Origin of the sequence: Streptococcus sp. FSL R7-0248 (assembly GCF_037967965.1) — a bacterium.
Lineage (GTDB): Bacteria > Bacillota > Bacilli > Lactobacillales > Streptococcaceae > Streptococcus.
The window spans coordinates 797640-812527 of sequence record NZ_CP150201.1; the positions used below are offsets into that span (position 1 = coordinate 797640).

Sequence of the window (14888 nt, forward strand, 5' to 3'; positions counted from 1 at the left end):
ATGATAGCTAAGCTCAGAGCCTTCATGGCCACCGAAGTTTTCAAGTACCTTTTCTTTGGTGTCTTGGCAACGTTGGTCTATATGGTCAGTCGTACTTTGATTTTCCAGTTTACCCAACAAGGAACACTTTCAGCAGTCTTAGCAAATGCGATTGCCATTATCTTTGCCTTTTTTACAAATGACATGTTTGTCTTTAATCAGGAAAAGACAGGTATGGTTACGCGCTTTGTTAAGTTCGTGGGTGCTCGCCTATTGACCTTGGTCTTGGATTTGGCTCTGGCCTATTTCTTGGTCGATACCTATCCAGAAATTATTGGTCAATTTGTTGGTCATAGTCATGCTTGGGTAAACGGTATCGAGAGCCTCTTCTCTCAGGTCCTTATCATTGTATTGAACTATATTATTTCTAAATTCTTCGTCTTTACAGGCGAGAAAGTATAAGCAAAAAGGAAGTTGTTAGGAAATGTGGTAAAAGCATTTCTTACCAACCTCCTTTTTTGATATAATTGAAGAGACTTAAAAAAATAGAAAGATGAAATATGTACGTACAATTATCTCAACGCCTTAAGGATGTAGCAATCTATGTTCCCAAAGGCGCAAAACTCTTGGATGTAGGCAGTGATCATGCCTATCTTCCGATTTATTTACTTGAAAAAGGCCTGATTACTTCAGCTATTGCTGGTGAAGTTGTAAAAGGGCCCTATGAATCTGCTCTTGCTAATGTCTCAGCCTCTGGTTTCCAAGATAAAATCGACGTGCGCTTGGCTAATGGCTTGGCTGCCTTCGAACCTGCTGATGAGGTAACAACTATCACGATTTGTGGTATGGGAGGACGTCTTATTGCGGACATCCTTGATGCTGGAAAGGACAAACTTAAGGGCGTAGACCGCCTGATTTTACAACCAAATAATCGTGAAGATGATCTCCGTATCTGGTTGATGGAAAATGGTTTTGAGATTATTGCAGAGTCTATCATGACTGAAAATGGCAAATACTACGAAATCATGGTGGCAGAAGCTGGACACATGAGCCTTTCGGACAAGGAAGTGCGTTTTGGTCCTCATCTCATGAAAGACCAATCTCAGGTTTTCCAGCTCAAATGGCAACGCGAAATCAATAAATTAGAGATTGCTTTAGGATCCATTCCACTGGCCAATCAGGCTGATCGTACAGCTATTGAAGATAAAATTCAAACCATTAAGGAGGTTTTGAATCATGTTAGCTAGTGAACTTATTAAGACTTATGAAGAATTTTGTCCACAGGAGCTTTCTATGGAAGGTGATGTGGTTGGCTTGCAGATTGGTAGTCTGGACAAAGAGATTCAGAAGGTTATGGTTACCTTGGATGTTCGTGAGAATACGGTAGCCGAAGCCATTGAAAAAGGTGTGGACCTCATTATTGCTAAACATGCTCCAATTTTTCGTCCAGTTAAGGATTTGGTGTCTTCGCCTGACCGAGATATTTTACTTGACCTGGTTAAGCATGATATTGCAGTCTATGTGAGTCATACTAATATTGATGTCGTTAATGATGGGCTGAATGATTGGTTCTGTGACTTACTTGACATTAAAGACACCACTTATTTAACGCAGACTTCTGAAAATCATGGAATCGGTCGAGTAGGTGATATCGTGCCTCAGACTATTGAAGAACTTGCTCTTAAAGTCAAGTCTGTTTTTGCCTTAGATAGTGTTCGCTTGGTTCGTTATAATCATGACAATCCTCTAGTTAGCCGTGTGGCTATTTGTGGGGGTAGCGGTCAAGGATTTTACCAGGATGCTTTGAAAAAGGGCGCACAAGTCTTCATCACTGGTGATGTTTACTACCATACAGGACAGGAAATGATTACTAATGGTCTCTTGGCAATTGATCCCGGGCACCATATCGAAGCCCTTTTTATCTCAAAGATTGCTGAGAAACTTGAGGCTTGGAAACGTGAGCATGATTGGAATGTGACCATACTTGAAAGTCAGTCCTCAACCAATCCTTTTGACCATTTGTAGGAGGATGAGTCTGTGACTTGGCTTTTACATCAAAATGTAGTCTTTTTGGCCTTGCTTGCTGGTCTTTTTACTTGGGGCTGTACCATTGTTGGATCGGCCATTGTTTTCTTCTTCAAGAATATTAGCCGTAAATTGCTAGATATCATGATGGGCTTTGCGGCAGGTGTCATGATTGCGGCCTCTTTTTGGTCGCTTTTGGACCCCTCTTTAACTTATGCGACTCAAAATGGCTATGGGAAGTGGTCATGGTTCCCTGCGGCATCTGGTTTCTTGCTTGGCGGTGTTGCCCTTCGTTTGATTGATGCCGTCGTTCCCCATTTGCATTTGGGGAATGACATCTCTAAAGCAGAAGGTATTCAACCTCGTAAGAAAAAGTTGTCCAAGACAGCACTGCTCTTTTTGGCTATCACCATTCATAATTTTCCAGAGGGATTAGCAGTCGGTGTGACTTTCGGAGCCTTGGCTGGTGGCAATATGACATTCGCGGGTCTTATGGGAGCCATTGGTCTAGCTATAGGTATTGGTTTGCAGAATGTCCCTGAAGGTGCAGCCCTCTCAGTTCCTATTCGAGCAGATGGAAAATCTCGTATCAAGGCCTTTTATTGGGGATCTATGTCAGCCATCGTGGAGCCTATAGGGGCTGTTATGGGAGCTGCCCTTGTCATGTTGATGATGGCAATCATTCCTTATGCTTTGGCCTTTGTGGCTGGTGCCATGATTTTTGTGGTAACGGAGGAATTGATTCCTGAATCACAAACCAATGGTAATACTGACGTAGCAACCTTGGGCCTTATGGTTGGCTTTGTCGTCATGATGGTCATGGACGTGGCCTTGGGGTAAAAGAATAATAAAAAGCTGTGCCTATTGATATAGGACTCAGCTCTTTTCAAATAGATGGAGTAAAAAATGAAAATTGCAATCGTTGGTGCAGGTATCGTCGGTTCAACGGCTGCCTACTACTTATCAAAAGAAAAAGGCGTAGAAGTTACAGTATTTGACCATGGTCTTGGACAAGCAACCAAGGCAGCAGCAGGAATTATCAGCCCCTGGTTTTCCAAGCGTCGTAATAAGGCCTGGTATCGCATGGCCCGTTTGGGAGCCGATTTTTACCAAGATTTAGTTTCAGATCTTGAAAAGGATGGTTATGACACAAGCTTCTATGATCAGTCTGGTGTAGCCCTTCTCAAGAAAGACGATAGTAAATTGGATGCTTTGTACCAGCATGCAGAAACGAGACTAGAAGAATCACCCATTATTGGTGAACTCTCTATAAAAAATGCTGAGGATCTCCCTGAATTCACTGGATTTGACCATTATCTCTATGCTTCTGGAGGAGCCAGAGTGGAGGGGGCAGAGTTGACAGCTACCTTGATTGAGGCCTCTGGTTTTGAAAAGGTGGAGGGACCAGTTACACTCTCTCCTCTTGACAATGGCACTTACGAGATTAATGCTCAAACTTTTGATAAGGTCATTCTCGCTTGTGGTGCCTGGCTAGGTCAAACGCTTGAACCCCTTGGTTTTGAAGTAGATGTTCGCCCCCAAAAAGGTCAATTACGTGACTATTTCTTTGAGGGGTTAGATACTGGTAAGTTGCCTGTTTTGATGCCAGAGGGCGAACTAGATGTCATCCCCTTTGCTGGTGGAAAGATTTCGGTAGGAGCTAGCCACGAAAATGACCAAGGCTTTGATTTGACAGTTGATGAGACTGTACTTGCAAGTCTGGAGGAAGAGGCTAAGACCTATTTCCCTGGCTTAAGCACGGCTAATTCCTTCTCAGAACGTGTGGGAACGAGAGCCTACACGAGTGATTTCTCTCCTTTCTTTGGAGAAGTTCCAGAACTTGAGAGTGTCTTTGTTGCTTCTGGTTTAGGATCTTCAGGGCTCACGACAGGGCCACTGATTGGAAAAAATCTGGTTGATTTGGCCATGAATCGCCCTGGTAGCTTGGATAGTGCGGACTATCCAGTGGCTCAGTACATTAAGAAAAAAGACTAATAGTATTAAAGTTCTTCTAGATATTTAGACTCAAGAATCAGCTGGCTATTTCTCGCTATTGAGGGATGTTGGCTGATTCTTTTTTATTAGAGTTATTTACATCTATTTCTTATTTGATTAGAAAATGATAAAATAGTAACTGTTCATCGATTGTAGGTGAATACTAATAAAAAATGGGGAGGGACTATGTTCCAAAAAGTTAAAGTATATGTGACAGTCTTTGTTTCCTTGTTAGTCATAAGTTTAGGCTTGTCTGTCAAAGCAGGGGCAGCAGAAGACTTGGCTGTGACAAAGACAAGAATTGTCCTAGAGAGTTATGAGTTTGGTCCTGCTGTAACCAAAGTCATTTTTGAATTTAATCAGAAGGTCACACCAGAGGTTGTCCACAGCTCAACCCAGGTTACAACAACAGGAGTTAGTCGTCAGGTGACGAATTCTTATGTGTCCGACGATCAGGGGCATGTGGTCTATTATGATAACAGCAAGTACGTGACGCTTGAATTGAGCCTACCTTCTTATAATCGCTACAATATGGGTGGAAATGCTGAACCTATGTATTTTAACCTTTCTACTTGGACTAACCAATGGCTGGAAAGTTATATGGTATCGATGAAAGATTTGTCAGTAGTGGCAGAAGGTAGTAGTCAGTCGCAAATGGTGTCTTCTGAGCAAGATGCCATCAATAATCGTTTGATGCCAACAACGGAGGTTTTCGATGAGCGAGGGCAGGTAGGTAACATGCAGTATGCGGCTTATAGTGCCCAGACTGGTACAGGAAATAGCACCAAACCTTTGATAGTCTGGCTACACGGCATTGGTGAAAGAGGGACAGATATGAATATTCCCCTTCTTTCAAATGACGTCTATGCGCTTACCCAGTCTGATATTCAAGGCCATTTCTTAACAACTGGTGATCAGGCGCGTGGGGTCAATGTGCTTGCTGTTCAAACGCAGACACCTTGGGGTGCGGATAATGCAGCACAACTCAAAGAGACCATTGATACATACCTAGCTAATCACCCAGAGGTAGATAAGGGACGAATTTATCTTGCAGGAGTTTCCAATGGTGGTGGTATGGTCTTGACCATGGGAGCAACCTATCCAGATTATTTTGCAGCTCTCATTCCAATTGCTGCTCCCTTAACTGTTGACCAATCTGGGATTGATAAACTGAAGAACCAGCCTATGTGGTTGATTCACACGAAAGCAGACGCAACAGTTCAACCAGAAAATAGTGTCTTGCCTCTATACAAGAGTTTGATTACCTCTGGAGCTTCTAACAAATGGTTTTCATACTTTGAAACAGCTACCGGGACCGATCTTCCTGGGACAGAGTATGATGGGCATTGGGCTTGGATTTATTTCTTCCATGACCAGGTGATTGGCGTTCAGCATCCTGAAAATACGAAAAATTGGGATGGTTATAGTGGTATGGTAGCCACTGACCCAACCTATGGCGGTGGCTCTCGAGCTAGTGTCAATGGGCAAACATATAACAGTATCTTTGACTGGATGAGTGCACAAAGGCACTGAAGAAGATGATGATTACGCTTTTTAAGGAAAGTGCTACAAGAGGTTATCTTCAATCTAAAAGGGTTTCAATCGAAATCCTTTTTTCATTGGATTAAGAAAATGGACACTTGTTATTTTCTTAATGAAAGCTTAAGAACATAGGGTTTACCGTGACAAGAGGGCTGAAAAATGCTAAAATATAGGTAATATATTAGAGAAAAAAGGAGCCTTCTTATGAAAGGTATTATTCTTGCAGGCGGTTCAGGGACGCGTTTGTATCCATTGACTCGTGCTGCATCAAAACAACTGATGCCGATTTACGATAAACCAATGATTTATTACCCACTATCAACGCTTATGTTGGCTGGTATTAAGGAAATCCTCATCATCTCAACCCCACAGGACCTTCCACGTTTTGAAGAGCTCCTTGGTGATGGTTCTGAGTTCGGTATTTCCCTTTCTTACGCAGTACAACCAAGTCCAGATGGATTGGCTCAAGCCTTTATCATTGGTGAAGACTTCATTGGTGATGATAGTGTTGCCCTTGTTCTTGGGGACAATATTTTCCATGGCAATGGTCTTTCTGCCATGCTTCAACGTGCCGAAGCTAAGGAAAAGGGAGCTACAGTCTTTGGTTATCAAGTTAAGGATCCAGAACGTTTTGGTGTTGTTGAATTTGACGACAATATGAATGCCATCTCAATCGAGGAAAAACCGGAGCATCCAAAATCAAACTTTGCTGTAACTGGTCTTTATTTCTATGACAATGATGTTGTGGAAATTGCCAAAAATATCAAGCCAAGTCCTCGTGGTGAACTTGAAATCACGGATGTTAACAAGGCTTACTTAGAACGTGGTGACCTCTCTGTTGAACTTATGGGACGTGGCTTTGCTTGGTTGGATACAGGCACTCACGAAAGTCTCTTGCAAGCTGCTCAGTACATTGAAACAGTTCAACGTTTGCAAAATGTTCAAGTGGCTAACCTTGAGGAAATTGCCTATCGCATGGGTTACATTACTAAAGAGCAGGTCCTCGAATTGGCACAACCACTTAAGAAGAATGAATACGGGCAATATTTGCTCCGTTTGATTGGAGAAGCATAATGACTGAACAATTTTTTGGTAAAGAATTAGCTGCACGTAAGATTGATGCTATCCCAGGTCTGCTTGAATTTGATATTCCTGTTCATGGAGATAACCGTGGATGGTTCAAGGAAAACTTCCAAAAGGAAAAGATGTTGCCACTTGGTTTTCCAGAATCATTCTTTGCAGAAGGAAAATTGCAAAATAATGTTTCTTTCTCACGTAAAAATGTTTTGCGTGGCTTGCACGCTGAGCCATGGGACAAATACATCTCAGTAGCAGATGAAGGAAAGGTTCTTGGAACTTGGGTTGACCTCCGTGAAGGCGAAACGTTTGGGAATACTTACCAAACAGTGATTGATGCCTCAAAAGGAATCTTCGTTCCTCGTGGTGTTGCCAATGGTTTCCAAGTTTTGTCTGATAAGGTCGCATACAGCTATCTTGTGAACGACTACTGGGCACTTGAACTCAAACCAAAATACGCCTTTGTCAACTATGCTGACCCAAGCCTTGATATCAAGTGGGAAAACTTGGAGGAAGCAGAAGTCTCAGAAGCAGATAAAAACCACCCATTGCTCAAAGACGTTAAACCCCTAAAAGCAGAAGATTTGTAAAAAACATAGCTCTTAAAAGAATCAGTAAAATCATTATATAGTTTTTAGCTTTGCTATAAACGAGCGAAGCGAGCTATATGCTTAGCTTTCCGCCGTGAGAAAAGCACCTGAACCATTTTGTTTCAGGTGCTCGGAAGTTTTGAGACATTAGGCTCAAAACTTAGTCATGGAACTTCGTAGAAGTTCGCTGACGTCCGTACTCACCTAAGGAAAGCTAAAAAAAATTGATTTAAGGAACAATCAAAAAAACTATTTGGAGAAAAAATGACTGAATATAAAAACATCATCGTAACCGGTGGCGCAGGTTTCATCGGTTCAAACTTCGTACACTATGTCTACAACAATCATCCAGACGTGCATGTGACTGTCCTTGACAAGCTCACTTACGCTGGTAACCGTGCTAACATTGAAGAAATCCTTGGTGACCGTGTTGAATTGGTTGTTGGTGATATTGCTGACGCTGAATTGGTTGATAAATTGGCTGCTAAGGCTGATGCTATTGTTCACTACGCGGCTGAAAGTCACAATGATAATTCATTGAACGACCCATCACCATTTATCCACACAAACTTTATTGGTACATACACACTTTTGGAAGCTGCTCGTAAATACGATATTCGTTTCCACCACGTGTCAACAGACGAAGTGTATGGTGACCTTCCATTGCGTGAAGATCTCCCTGGACATGGTGAAGGTCCTGGTGAAAAATTCACAGCAGAAACCAAATACAACCCATCATCACCTTATTCATCAACCAAGGCTGCTTCAGACCTTATCGTTAAAGCATGGGTTCGTTCATTTGGTGTTAAAGCAACGATTTCAAACTGCTCAAACAACTATGGACCATACCAACACATCGAAAAATTCATCCCACGTCAAATCACCAATATCTTGTCAGGTATTAAACCAAAACTTTATGGTGAAGGTAAAAACGTCCGTGACTGGATTCACACTAACGACCATTCAACTGGTGTTTGGGCTATCCTCACTAAAGGTCGTATCGGTGAAACTTACTTGATTGGTGCTGATGGTGAAAAGAATAACAAGGAAGTGCTTGAGCTTATCCTTGAAAAAATGGGTCAACCAAAAGACGCTTATGACCGCGTAACAGATCGCGCTGGTCACGATTTGCGCTATGCTATTGATTCAACAAAATTGCGTGAAGAACTTGGTTGGGAACCACAATTCACAAACTTCGAATCAGGTTTGGAAGAAACAATCAAGTGGTACACAGATCACCAAGACTGGTGGAAGGCTGAAAAAGAAGCTGTTGAAGCTAACTACGCTAAGACACAAGAAGTGCTTAAATAAATGGAAAGTCTATCACTTCAAAGTTAGTGATAGATTTTTCTATTAAGAGAGGTTAGGAGAGATAATGAATAGAAAAGAATGGATTGAATATTTTGAAGCGATTAATAATCGTAAACCCACCATCCAGGAGTGTCAGCAAGCCCTCTTAAATGGTGAATTTGTTATGGAAGGAAGGCAAGCTACTTTTTCCAGCAATGGTAAGTCCGTGACTGGAGGAGCCATACCTTTACCAAATCAAATAGTTAACCAACCTTATGCACAGCAAATGGTCTTTGTTAAGAAGAAAAAGTTTGGGAAGAAGACTTTTATTGGTCTTGGTATTGCTTTATTTCTTATTGTAGCAACAAGTCTTGGCCTCTTTTTGTTTTCTTCCAAAGGAACAAACTTGGGTGGTTTGTGGGTAACTAGTGATAATGCTGGTTTGGTTTATGAGTTAAGTGGGAAAAAGTCAAAACTTGTTGCAGGCCATAGGGAAGAAGAAATCAAAGAAATCTCTATTGGTCAGAAAGTAAGACAGAAGTTTGAAAAAAACTTAGAGGACGTCAGTGATTCAAAACTAAAAACGATTGCTGATTTTGACAAGAAATACCATTTACAGACCAAAGAGATCATCCTGGTTAAGACGGAATGGTTTGGCTACTATAATCTGATTCAGAAGGATGGGACAAACTTAGTTCTAGATTTAATCTTATCAGACCTCTACTACGGATCAAGAAGTACCAAAGATTTAAAAAAGAAATGTCTTTTTCATAAGGCAGAGGTTCCAAAAGTTTTTGTTGGGCAATGGAAAAAATTTGATTCCGATGATGATTCAGAAGGAGAAGGGACTATCTCTGAAAATGGGGTTGTTACTACAGATTCTGATGGTAAAGAAATCTTAATTGCTAAACCTTTAAAAGAATATCTGGTGGATAAATCAGGTAGGGTAGATAAGAATAAAGTACAAAAAGAGTTTACTAAAATTCAAAAGTCTCTTAAGTCACATGGTTATCAGGCTATGAGTGTTAATGACATCTACCACGATTCGAAAAATTTAAACTATTATGTAGTTGTAGATGGTGGCAAGCGCATTATTATCTTGGAGGATAGATACGACCATCTCTTTACAGGTTATCTTGAAAGACAAGACAAATAGTAATTAGGATACCTCTAGCAGATAAGAAGTGCTTAGATCATATCCCAAAGTCTATCATTCCTATAGGGGGTGATAGGCTTTTTTTACTTATAAATACCACATTAACTTATAACAGCGATACAAATGATTACATAAATATTACAAAAATTACACAAAACACTTGATTTTTGTAACAAAATAGATATAATAGACATATAGAAAAGAGGTTTATGAAAATGAAAAGAAAAGTTATTCGTGTTTGCTCTCTTGTTTTGTTGTCTGTAGCTGTTTCTACAACCCTTGTTGGATGTGGCTCTAAGTCAGAAAAAGACACTGCATCATCATCTACAATGTCAACTTCTAAAGTTGTGAAGTCATCAACAAAAACAAAAGCATCTGAGAAGAAATCTGCTAAAAAGTCTAAGACAGAGGATTCATCTTCAAAGGATTCTCAAGGTCAAGAAGAAGCGAGTGCTCCTGAAGCTAGCTCTTCAAAAAATCAAGCCACAGCAGGAACTGATGGTCAAGCAGGAACAAGTGGTAGTGCTGCTTCTGAGTCAAACAAGTCTAGTCAAGCAACAACTGATACTCAAAGTGATGCTCCTGTTCCAGCAGCATTAGTGGGAACTTGGACTGGTACGAGTCCTCAAGCAACAGACATTAGTTTTACAGTTGATGCTGATGGGAACATCACTTCAAAAGCTAATTTCAATGTCGATTACGAACCCTATCGTCAAAGCTCAACAACTGCAAAAGCTGTTCAAATTTCCGGTAATCTCTACGTTTGGGAAGGTGGCGATTTTTCAACCTTGCTTCCTGGTATTACTGGACTAGGGGGAGCTGGTTTCCAAGCTAAGCCTGGTTTTATTCTTGAAAATGGAACCTACACGCCAGTTCAATTCATTTCAGACTTGGGCCCAACCTTTGATTATAGCAACTACAATGCTTTCCCATTCTCATTAACAAAATAATAGGAAGAGGCTATCTGAAGAGATAGCTTCTTTTTTGCCTCAACTCTTATCATTCATGGTCTCATTTCTGCTTAAAAAATGGTAGAATAGTTACATGCAAACAAAACCAACTTCAGCTTATGTGCATATTCCATTTTGCACACAAATTTGTTATTATTGTGACTTTTCCAAGGTCTTTATTAAAAATCAGCCCGTTGATGACTACCTACGGGCTTTGATTCGTGAGTGGGAGCTTTTAGATATCAAGGAGCTTCGCACGCTTTATATTGGTGGGGGGACCCCAACAGCTATTTCTGCCGAGCAATTGGACTACCTTTTAAGTCATCTTCAGAAAAACTTGGATTTGTCAAAGCTGGAGGAATTTACTATTGAGGCCAATCCTGGGGATTTGACGGTTGATAAGATTGAAGTACTCAAAAAATCTGCTGTTAATCGAGTGTCTTTAGGGGTTCAGACTTTTGATGACAAGCACTTGCGTCAAATTGGCCGCAGTCACAATCAAGCACAGATTTATGAAAGCATTGATAGCTTGAAGTCTGCTGGTTTCCATAATATTTCCATTGACCTCATTTATGCGCTACCTGGTCAAACCATGGATCAGGTCAAGGAAAATGTGAGAAAGGCACTGGAACTGGATATTCCACACCTAAGTCTCTACAGTTTGATCTTGGAACATCACACGGTCTTTATGAATAAGATGCGTCGGGGTAAGCTCAATCTGCCAACTGAGGATTTGGAAGCAGAGATGTTTGACTATATTATCCAAGAGTTGGAAAAGAATGGTTTTGAGCATTATGAGATTTCCAACTTTACCAAACCTGGGATGGAGAGTCGTCACAATCTCATGTACTGGAATAATGATGAGTACTATGGTGTTGGTGCTGGAGCCTCTGGTTATGTCAATGGTGTTCGTTATCGCAATAGAGGACCTATCCAGCATTATCTAAAGGCTATAGCTGAGGATGGTCATGCTAGACTTCACGAGGAGCATCTGACTAAGGCGGAGATGATGGAGGAGGAGTTCTTCCTTGGTTTGCGTAAAAAGTCAGGTGTGTCTATTAAACGTTTTGAAGAGAAGTTTGGTTTGTCATTTTCGGATACTTATGGAGACATTGTGAAAAAACTACAGGAAGATGGTCTCTTGGTCAAGGATCCAGAGGTGGTTCGTATGACCAAACGAGGACTCTTTTTGGGAGATAGTGTCGCTGAGCAATTTATCTTGGAGGATTAGATGGGATTAAAATTTAGTATTCCTTATCAGATTCCGTTTTATGAGACGGATATCACGCATCAGGTGAAGTTACCACATTTATTGGCTTTTTCATTGCAAGTATCTGGTATGCAGTCAGAGTCTCTGGGTAATACGGATAAGGAAGTTTTTGATAAGTACGGTCTGGTTTGGATTGTGACAGACTATGCGATTGAGATTGACCGTTTGCCTCGCTACAATGAAAAGGTGACCATTACAACTGAAGCCGTTTCCTATAATAAGATTTTTTGTTACCGTAATTTTTACATCACGGATGAAACTGGTCAACAAATCATGCTCTTTAAGACTACTTTTGCTCTTATGGATTATGAAACGCGTAAGGTAGCCGAAGTGCCAGATGAGGTGGTAGCACCTTATGGGGCTGATAAGATTAAAAAGTTGATTCGAGGGCCTCGCTATAAGGCTTTGGAAAATCCAATTGAGACGCTTTATCGTGTGCGTTATTTTGACCTAGACATGAATGGTCACGTTAATAATAGCAAGTACTTGGAGTGGATGTTGGATGTTTTCGATTTGGACTTTTTGACCAAGTGTACACCAGCCCATATTGACCTCAAGTATGTTAAGGAAATTCATCATGGAGCAGAAATTTATTCAGGTTACGAGTTTGACCAAGAAAGTTTGAGTAGTCAACACCAGATTTGTGTGGATGGCAATATTCATGCTCAGGCTATTATCCAATGGAAAGAAATAGGAGACGAGTAGGATGACATATAAAGGTTATTTGATTGATTTAGATGGAACTATTTACAAGGGGAAGGACCGCATTCCTGAGGGAGAAGCCTTCGTTAAGGAGTTGCAGAAGCGTCAGATTCCCTATCTTTTTGTGACGAATAACAGTATGCGTACACCAGAAATGGTCCAAGAACTTTTGCGTAATCAGTGCGAGTTGGAAACGCCTCTTGAGACCATTTACACAGCAACCTTGGCGACAGTTGACTATATGAATGATATGAATCGTGGTAAGACGGTTTATGTTATCGGTGAGACTGGACTTAAATCTGCAATTGCGGAAGCGGGGTATACGGTAGATGAGGAAAATCCTGCCTATGTTGTGGTGGGCTTGGACCGTGAAGTCACTTATGAAATGTTGGTTAAAGCAACGCTTGCTATCCACAAAGGGGCTATATTTATTGGAACTAACCCAGACTTGAATATCCCAACAGAACGTGGTCTTCTTCCAGGTGCTGGTTCCCTCTTGGCCCTTATTGAGGCGGCTACCCGTGTGAAACCAATCATTATTGGTAAGCCTAAAGCTATTATCATGAATAAGGCTCTTGAAATACTTGGGACAGAACGTAGCCAAACTATTGTGGTTGGTGACAATTACTTGACTGATATTACAGCTGGCATTAAAAATGACTTTCCAACACTACTTGTGACAACTGGCTTCACCAAGGCGGAAGAGGTTGCAGGTCTACCTGTCAAACCAGACCACGTACTTGCTAGTCTATCGGAGTGGGATTTTGATGCGAACTAAGATTGAAGCTGTACTGACTCCGATTTGGCTCCTGGCCCTGTCTATCCTAGTGACGATTTATCTGGCATGGGGATTCTATTATTTTGATATTGATTGGATGCATCTTATGGACTATGTCATTATCGGAAAGACGGAGCTTTGGCATAATTTCAATGTCCTCATGCAGTACTTGACCTTTCCTTGGGTTGGTCATCTGGCCATGCCTGATTTTCCATCGTCGGAGAGTGGGCTAAAGCATTTTCATGATGTCAAGTGGCTCTTTCATTTGGTACAGGGGCTTGTTATTCTACTGGCTTATCCCGCAGCAACTTCTCTCTGGCGAAGTGTGAAGAAGGGCACCTTTGGTCTTTATCGTAGGCTTTATATGAGTTTAGCTGTTTTACCAATCCTTATTGGAGTAGTGGGAGTTTTTCTCGGATTTGATGAGTTTTTTACGCTCTTTCATGAAGCCCTCTTTCCTGGAGATAGCAGTTGGCTCTTTAATCCAATCTTGGATCCGATTATCAATGTTTTACCAGAAGAGTATTTCCTTCAATGTTTTGTGATTTTCTTTATTATTTATGAGGGGTTGATGGTGAGTTTGACCTGGTTGGCCCATAAGCAGCTTACAATGTATTTGAAAAATAAGGAGTAGTTATGTCTATTCGTGATAACCATTTGCATACCCATCATTCCTATGATTCGGATGCGAACTTTACTGACTATTTGACACATTTTGATGGCGAAATTGTAACGACTGAGCATTACGATCTCTCTAATCCTTATACCAAACAGGACGATGTGCCCGAGTACGAGGCTTATAGTCACGAAATCGAAAGTCTTAACCTCAAGTATGGCAATCGTATTAAACGTGGCATCGAGATTGGTTATTATCAGCCTAGGGAAGAGGATATTTTGGCCTTTTTGGATGGTAAGGACTATGATCTCAAACTGCTTTCTGTTCACCATAATGGGGTCAATGATTATCTTGATGATGAGGTAGCTGATATGGACAAGGCAAGCATTATTCAAGAGTATCTGGACAAGTTGGAGTACGCTATTGGTCGTGTAGACGCAGATGTTCTGGCTCACTTTGACTATGGTTTCCGCCTGTTTGAGGTGACTGTTGATGAGCTAAAAGCCTATGAGGAGCAGCTCAAACGCATTTTCCAGAAAATGCTTGCTAATGATTTGGCTTTTGAGCTGAATGCAAAGAGTATGTATCTCTATCATCACGAAGATCTTTATCGTTATGCCTTGGGCCTTGTTAAGGATTTGGGATGTTGCAAGTATTCTATCGGCTCTGATGGTCATAAATTAGAGCATTTCCGTCTGAACTTTGATAAGATTCAGGAGCTCTTGAGAGAATTTGATATTACTGAAGATATGATTATATAGCGAAGACAGCTTCAACTGAAGCTGTCTTTTTCTTAAGGAAAACTTAAAGGAAAAGCGTGGTTGTGGGATTTATAGAAGATTTTAAGCTTTGCTTGTTATGCTAATTTCAAGCAAAAGAAACTTATGGTTTCTATCTTATCTTTCAAAATTGGAGGTT

General features: G+C 41.0%; 16 protein-coding genes. All 16 read left to right on the forward strand.

Going from position 1 to position 14888, the window contains the following annotated elements; translation table 11 throughout:
• The 16 genes from NYE32_RS03960 (at position 1) to NYE32_RS04035 (ending at position 14731) form a co-directional block, all read left to right on the forward strand.
• Positions 1-441: a GtrA family protein gene (locus NYE32_RS03960; RefSeq protein ID WP_013990768.1), complete on the forward strand. Its 441-nt coding sequence runs from the start codon at positions 1-3 to the stop codon at positions 439-441.
• A 98-nt stretch (positions 442-539) separates the two neighbouring features.
• On the forward strand, positions 540-1226 hold the full coding sequence (locus NYE32_RS03965) for a tRNA (adenine(22)-N(1))-methyltransferase TrmK (protein WP_156685433.1): 687 nt from the start codon (positions 540-542) through the stop codon (positions 1224-1226).
• Complete coding sequence (locus tag NYE32_RS03970; RefSeq protein ID WP_156685432.1) at positions 1216-2004, forward strand: Nif3-like dinuclear metal center hexameric protein; 789 nt, start codon at positions 1216-1218, stop codon at positions 2002-2004. The genes NYE32_RS03965 and NYE32_RS03970 overlap by 11 nt, the downstream gene beginning before the upstream one ends.
• Before the next feature lie 12 nt (positions 2005-2016).
• Positions 2017-2844 carry a ZIP family metal transporter gene (locus NYE32_RS03975; RefSeq protein ID WP_110980965.1) on the forward strand — a complete coding sequence of 276 codons (828 nt, stop codon included), beginning with the start codon at positions 2017-2019 and terminating at the stop codon, positions 2842-2844.
• A gap of 66 nt (positions 2845-2910) precedes the next feature.
• Positions 2911-3999 (forward strand): FAD-binding oxidoreductase, encoded by a 1089-nt coding sequence (locus tag NYE32_RS03980; protein ID WP_110980964.1) that lies wholly within the window; start codon positions 2911-2913, stop codon positions 3997-3999.
• A gap of 186 nt (positions 4000-4185) precedes the next feature.
• Positions 4186-5532 (forward strand): PHB depolymerase family esterase, encoded by a 1347-nt coding sequence (locus NYE32_RS03985; RefSeq protein ID WP_339157097.1) that lies wholly within the window; start codon positions 4186-4188, stop codon positions 5530-5532.
• 213 nt (positions 5533-5745) lie between these two features.
• The gene (gene rfbA / locus NYE32_RS03990) at positions 5746-6615 is read left to right on the forward strand and encodes a glucose-1-phosphate thymidylyltransferase RfbA (RefSeq protein WP_002883992.1); all 870 of its coding nucleotides are present in this window, start codon (positions 5746-5748) and stop codon (positions 6613-6615) included.
• Positions 6615-7208 carry a dTDP-4-dehydrorhamnose 3,5-epimerase family protein gene (locus NYE32_RS03995; RefSeq protein WP_339157098.1) on the forward strand — a complete coding sequence of 198 codons (594 nt, stop codon included), beginning with the start codon at positions 6615-6617 and terminating at the stop codon, positions 7206-7208. The genes rfbA and NYE32_RS03995 overlap by 1 nt, the downstream gene beginning before the upstream one ends.
• A 264-nt stretch (positions 7209-7472) precedes the next feature.
• Positions 7473-8519 (forward strand): dTDP-glucose 4,6-dehydratase, encoded by a 1047-nt coding sequence (rfbB, locus tag NYE32_RS04000; RefSeq protein ID WP_002884100.1) that lies wholly within the window; start codon positions 7473-7475, stop codon positions 8517-8519.
• 64 nt (positions 8520-8583) lie between these two features.
• Entirely contained in the window at positions 8584-9654 is a 1071-nt protein-coding gene (locus NYE32_RS04005) for a hypothetical protein (RefSeq protein ID WP_156685431.1), read from the forward strand.
• Positions 9655-9863: 209 nt separating this feature from the next.
• Positions 9864-10604, forward strand: coding sequence for a hypothetical protein (locus NYE32_RS04010; RefSeq protein ID WP_110980960.1), 741 nt, complete (start codon positions 9864-9866; stop codon positions 10602-10604).
• A gap of 94 nt (positions 10605-10698) precedes the next feature.
• The gene (gene hemW, locus NYE32_RS04015) at positions 10699-11835 is read left to right on the forward strand and encodes a radical SAM family heme chaperone HemW (protein ID WP_110980959.1); all 1137 of its coding nucleotides are present in this window, start codon (positions 10699-10701) and stop codon (positions 11833-11835) included.
• On the forward strand, positions 11836-12579 hold the full coding sequence (locus NYE32_RS04020) for an acyl-ACP thioesterase domain-containing protein (protein WP_110980958.1): 744 nt from the start codon (positions 11836-11838) through the stop codon (positions 12577-12579). It abuts the gene before it with no gap.
• A gap of 1 nt (position 12580) precedes the next feature.
• Positions 12581-13354, forward strand: a complete 774-nt coding sequence (locus NYE32_RS04025) for a TIGR01457 family HAD-type hydrolase (RefSeq protein ID WP_070575028.1) — start codon at positions 12581-12583, stop codon at positions 13352-13354.
• Entirely contained in the window at positions 13344-13988 is a 645-nt protein-coding gene (locus NYE32_RS04030; RefSeq protein WP_156685430.1) for a TIGR01906 family membrane protein, read from the forward strand. Before NYE32_RS04025 ends, NYE32_RS04030 begins: the two co-directional genes overlap by 11 nt.
• 8 nt (positions 13989-13996) lie before the next feature.
• A complete protein-coding gene (locus NYE32_RS04035; protein ID WP_156685436.1) occupies positions 13997-14731 on the forward strand; it encodes a PHP domain-containing protein in 735 nt (244 codons plus the stop codon).
• Positions 14732-14888: the final 157 nt, after the last annotated feature.

Coding starts and splice junctions, on each gene's coding strand:
- NYE32_RS03960 (WP_013990768.1), top strand. CDS start 1: ATGATAGCTAAGCTCAGAGCCTTCATGGCCACCGAAGTTTTCAAGTAC.
- NYE32_RS03965 (WP_156685433.1), top strand. CDS start 540: ATGTACGTACAATTATCTCAACGCCTTAAGGATGTAGCAATCTATGTT.
- NYE32_RS03970 (WP_156685432.1), top strand. CDS start 1,216: ATGTTAGCTAGTGAACTTATTAAGACTTATGAAGAATTTTGTCCACAG.
- NYE32_RS03980 (WP_110980964.1), top strand. CDS start 2,911: ATGAAAATTGCAATCGTTGGTGCAGGTATCGTCGGTTCAACGGCTGCC.
- NYE32_RS03985 (WP_339157097.1), top strand. CDS start 4,186: ATGTTCCAAAAAGTTAAAGTATATGTGACAGTCTTTGTTTCCTTGTTA.
- rfbA (WP_002883992.1), top strand. CDS start 5,746: ATGAAAGGTATTATTCTTGCAGGCGGTTCAGGGACGCGTTTGTATCCA.
- NYE32_RS03995 (WP_339157098.1), top strand. CDS start 6,615: ATGACTGAACAATTTTTTGGTAAAGAATTAGCTGCACGTAAGATTGAT.
- rfbB (WP_002884100.1), top strand. CDS start 7,473: ATGACTGAATATAAAAACATCATCGTAACCGGTGGCGCAGGTTTCATC.
- NYE32_RS04005 (WP_156685431.1), top strand. CDS start 8,584: ATGAATAGAAAAGAATGGATTGAATATTTTGAAGCGATTAATAATCGT.
- NYE32_RS04010 (WP_110980960.1), top strand. CDS start 9,864: ATGAAAATGAAAAGAAAAGTTATTCGTGTTTGCTCTCTTGTTTTGTTG.
- hemW (WP_110980959.1), top strand. CDS start 10,699: ATGCAAACAAAACCAACTTCAGCTTATGTGCATATTCCATTTTGCACA.
- NYE32_RS04020 (WP_110980958.1), top strand. CDS start 11,836: ATGGGATTAAAATTTAGTATTCCTTATCAGATTCCGTTTTATGAGACG.
- NYE32_RS04025 (WP_070575028.1), top strand. CDS start 12,581: ATGACATATAAAGGTTATTTGATTGATTTAGATGGAACTATTTACAAG.
- NYE32_RS04030 (WP_156685430.1), top strand. CDS start 13,344: ATGCGAACTAAGATTGAAGCTGTACTGACTCCGATTTGGCTCCTGGCC.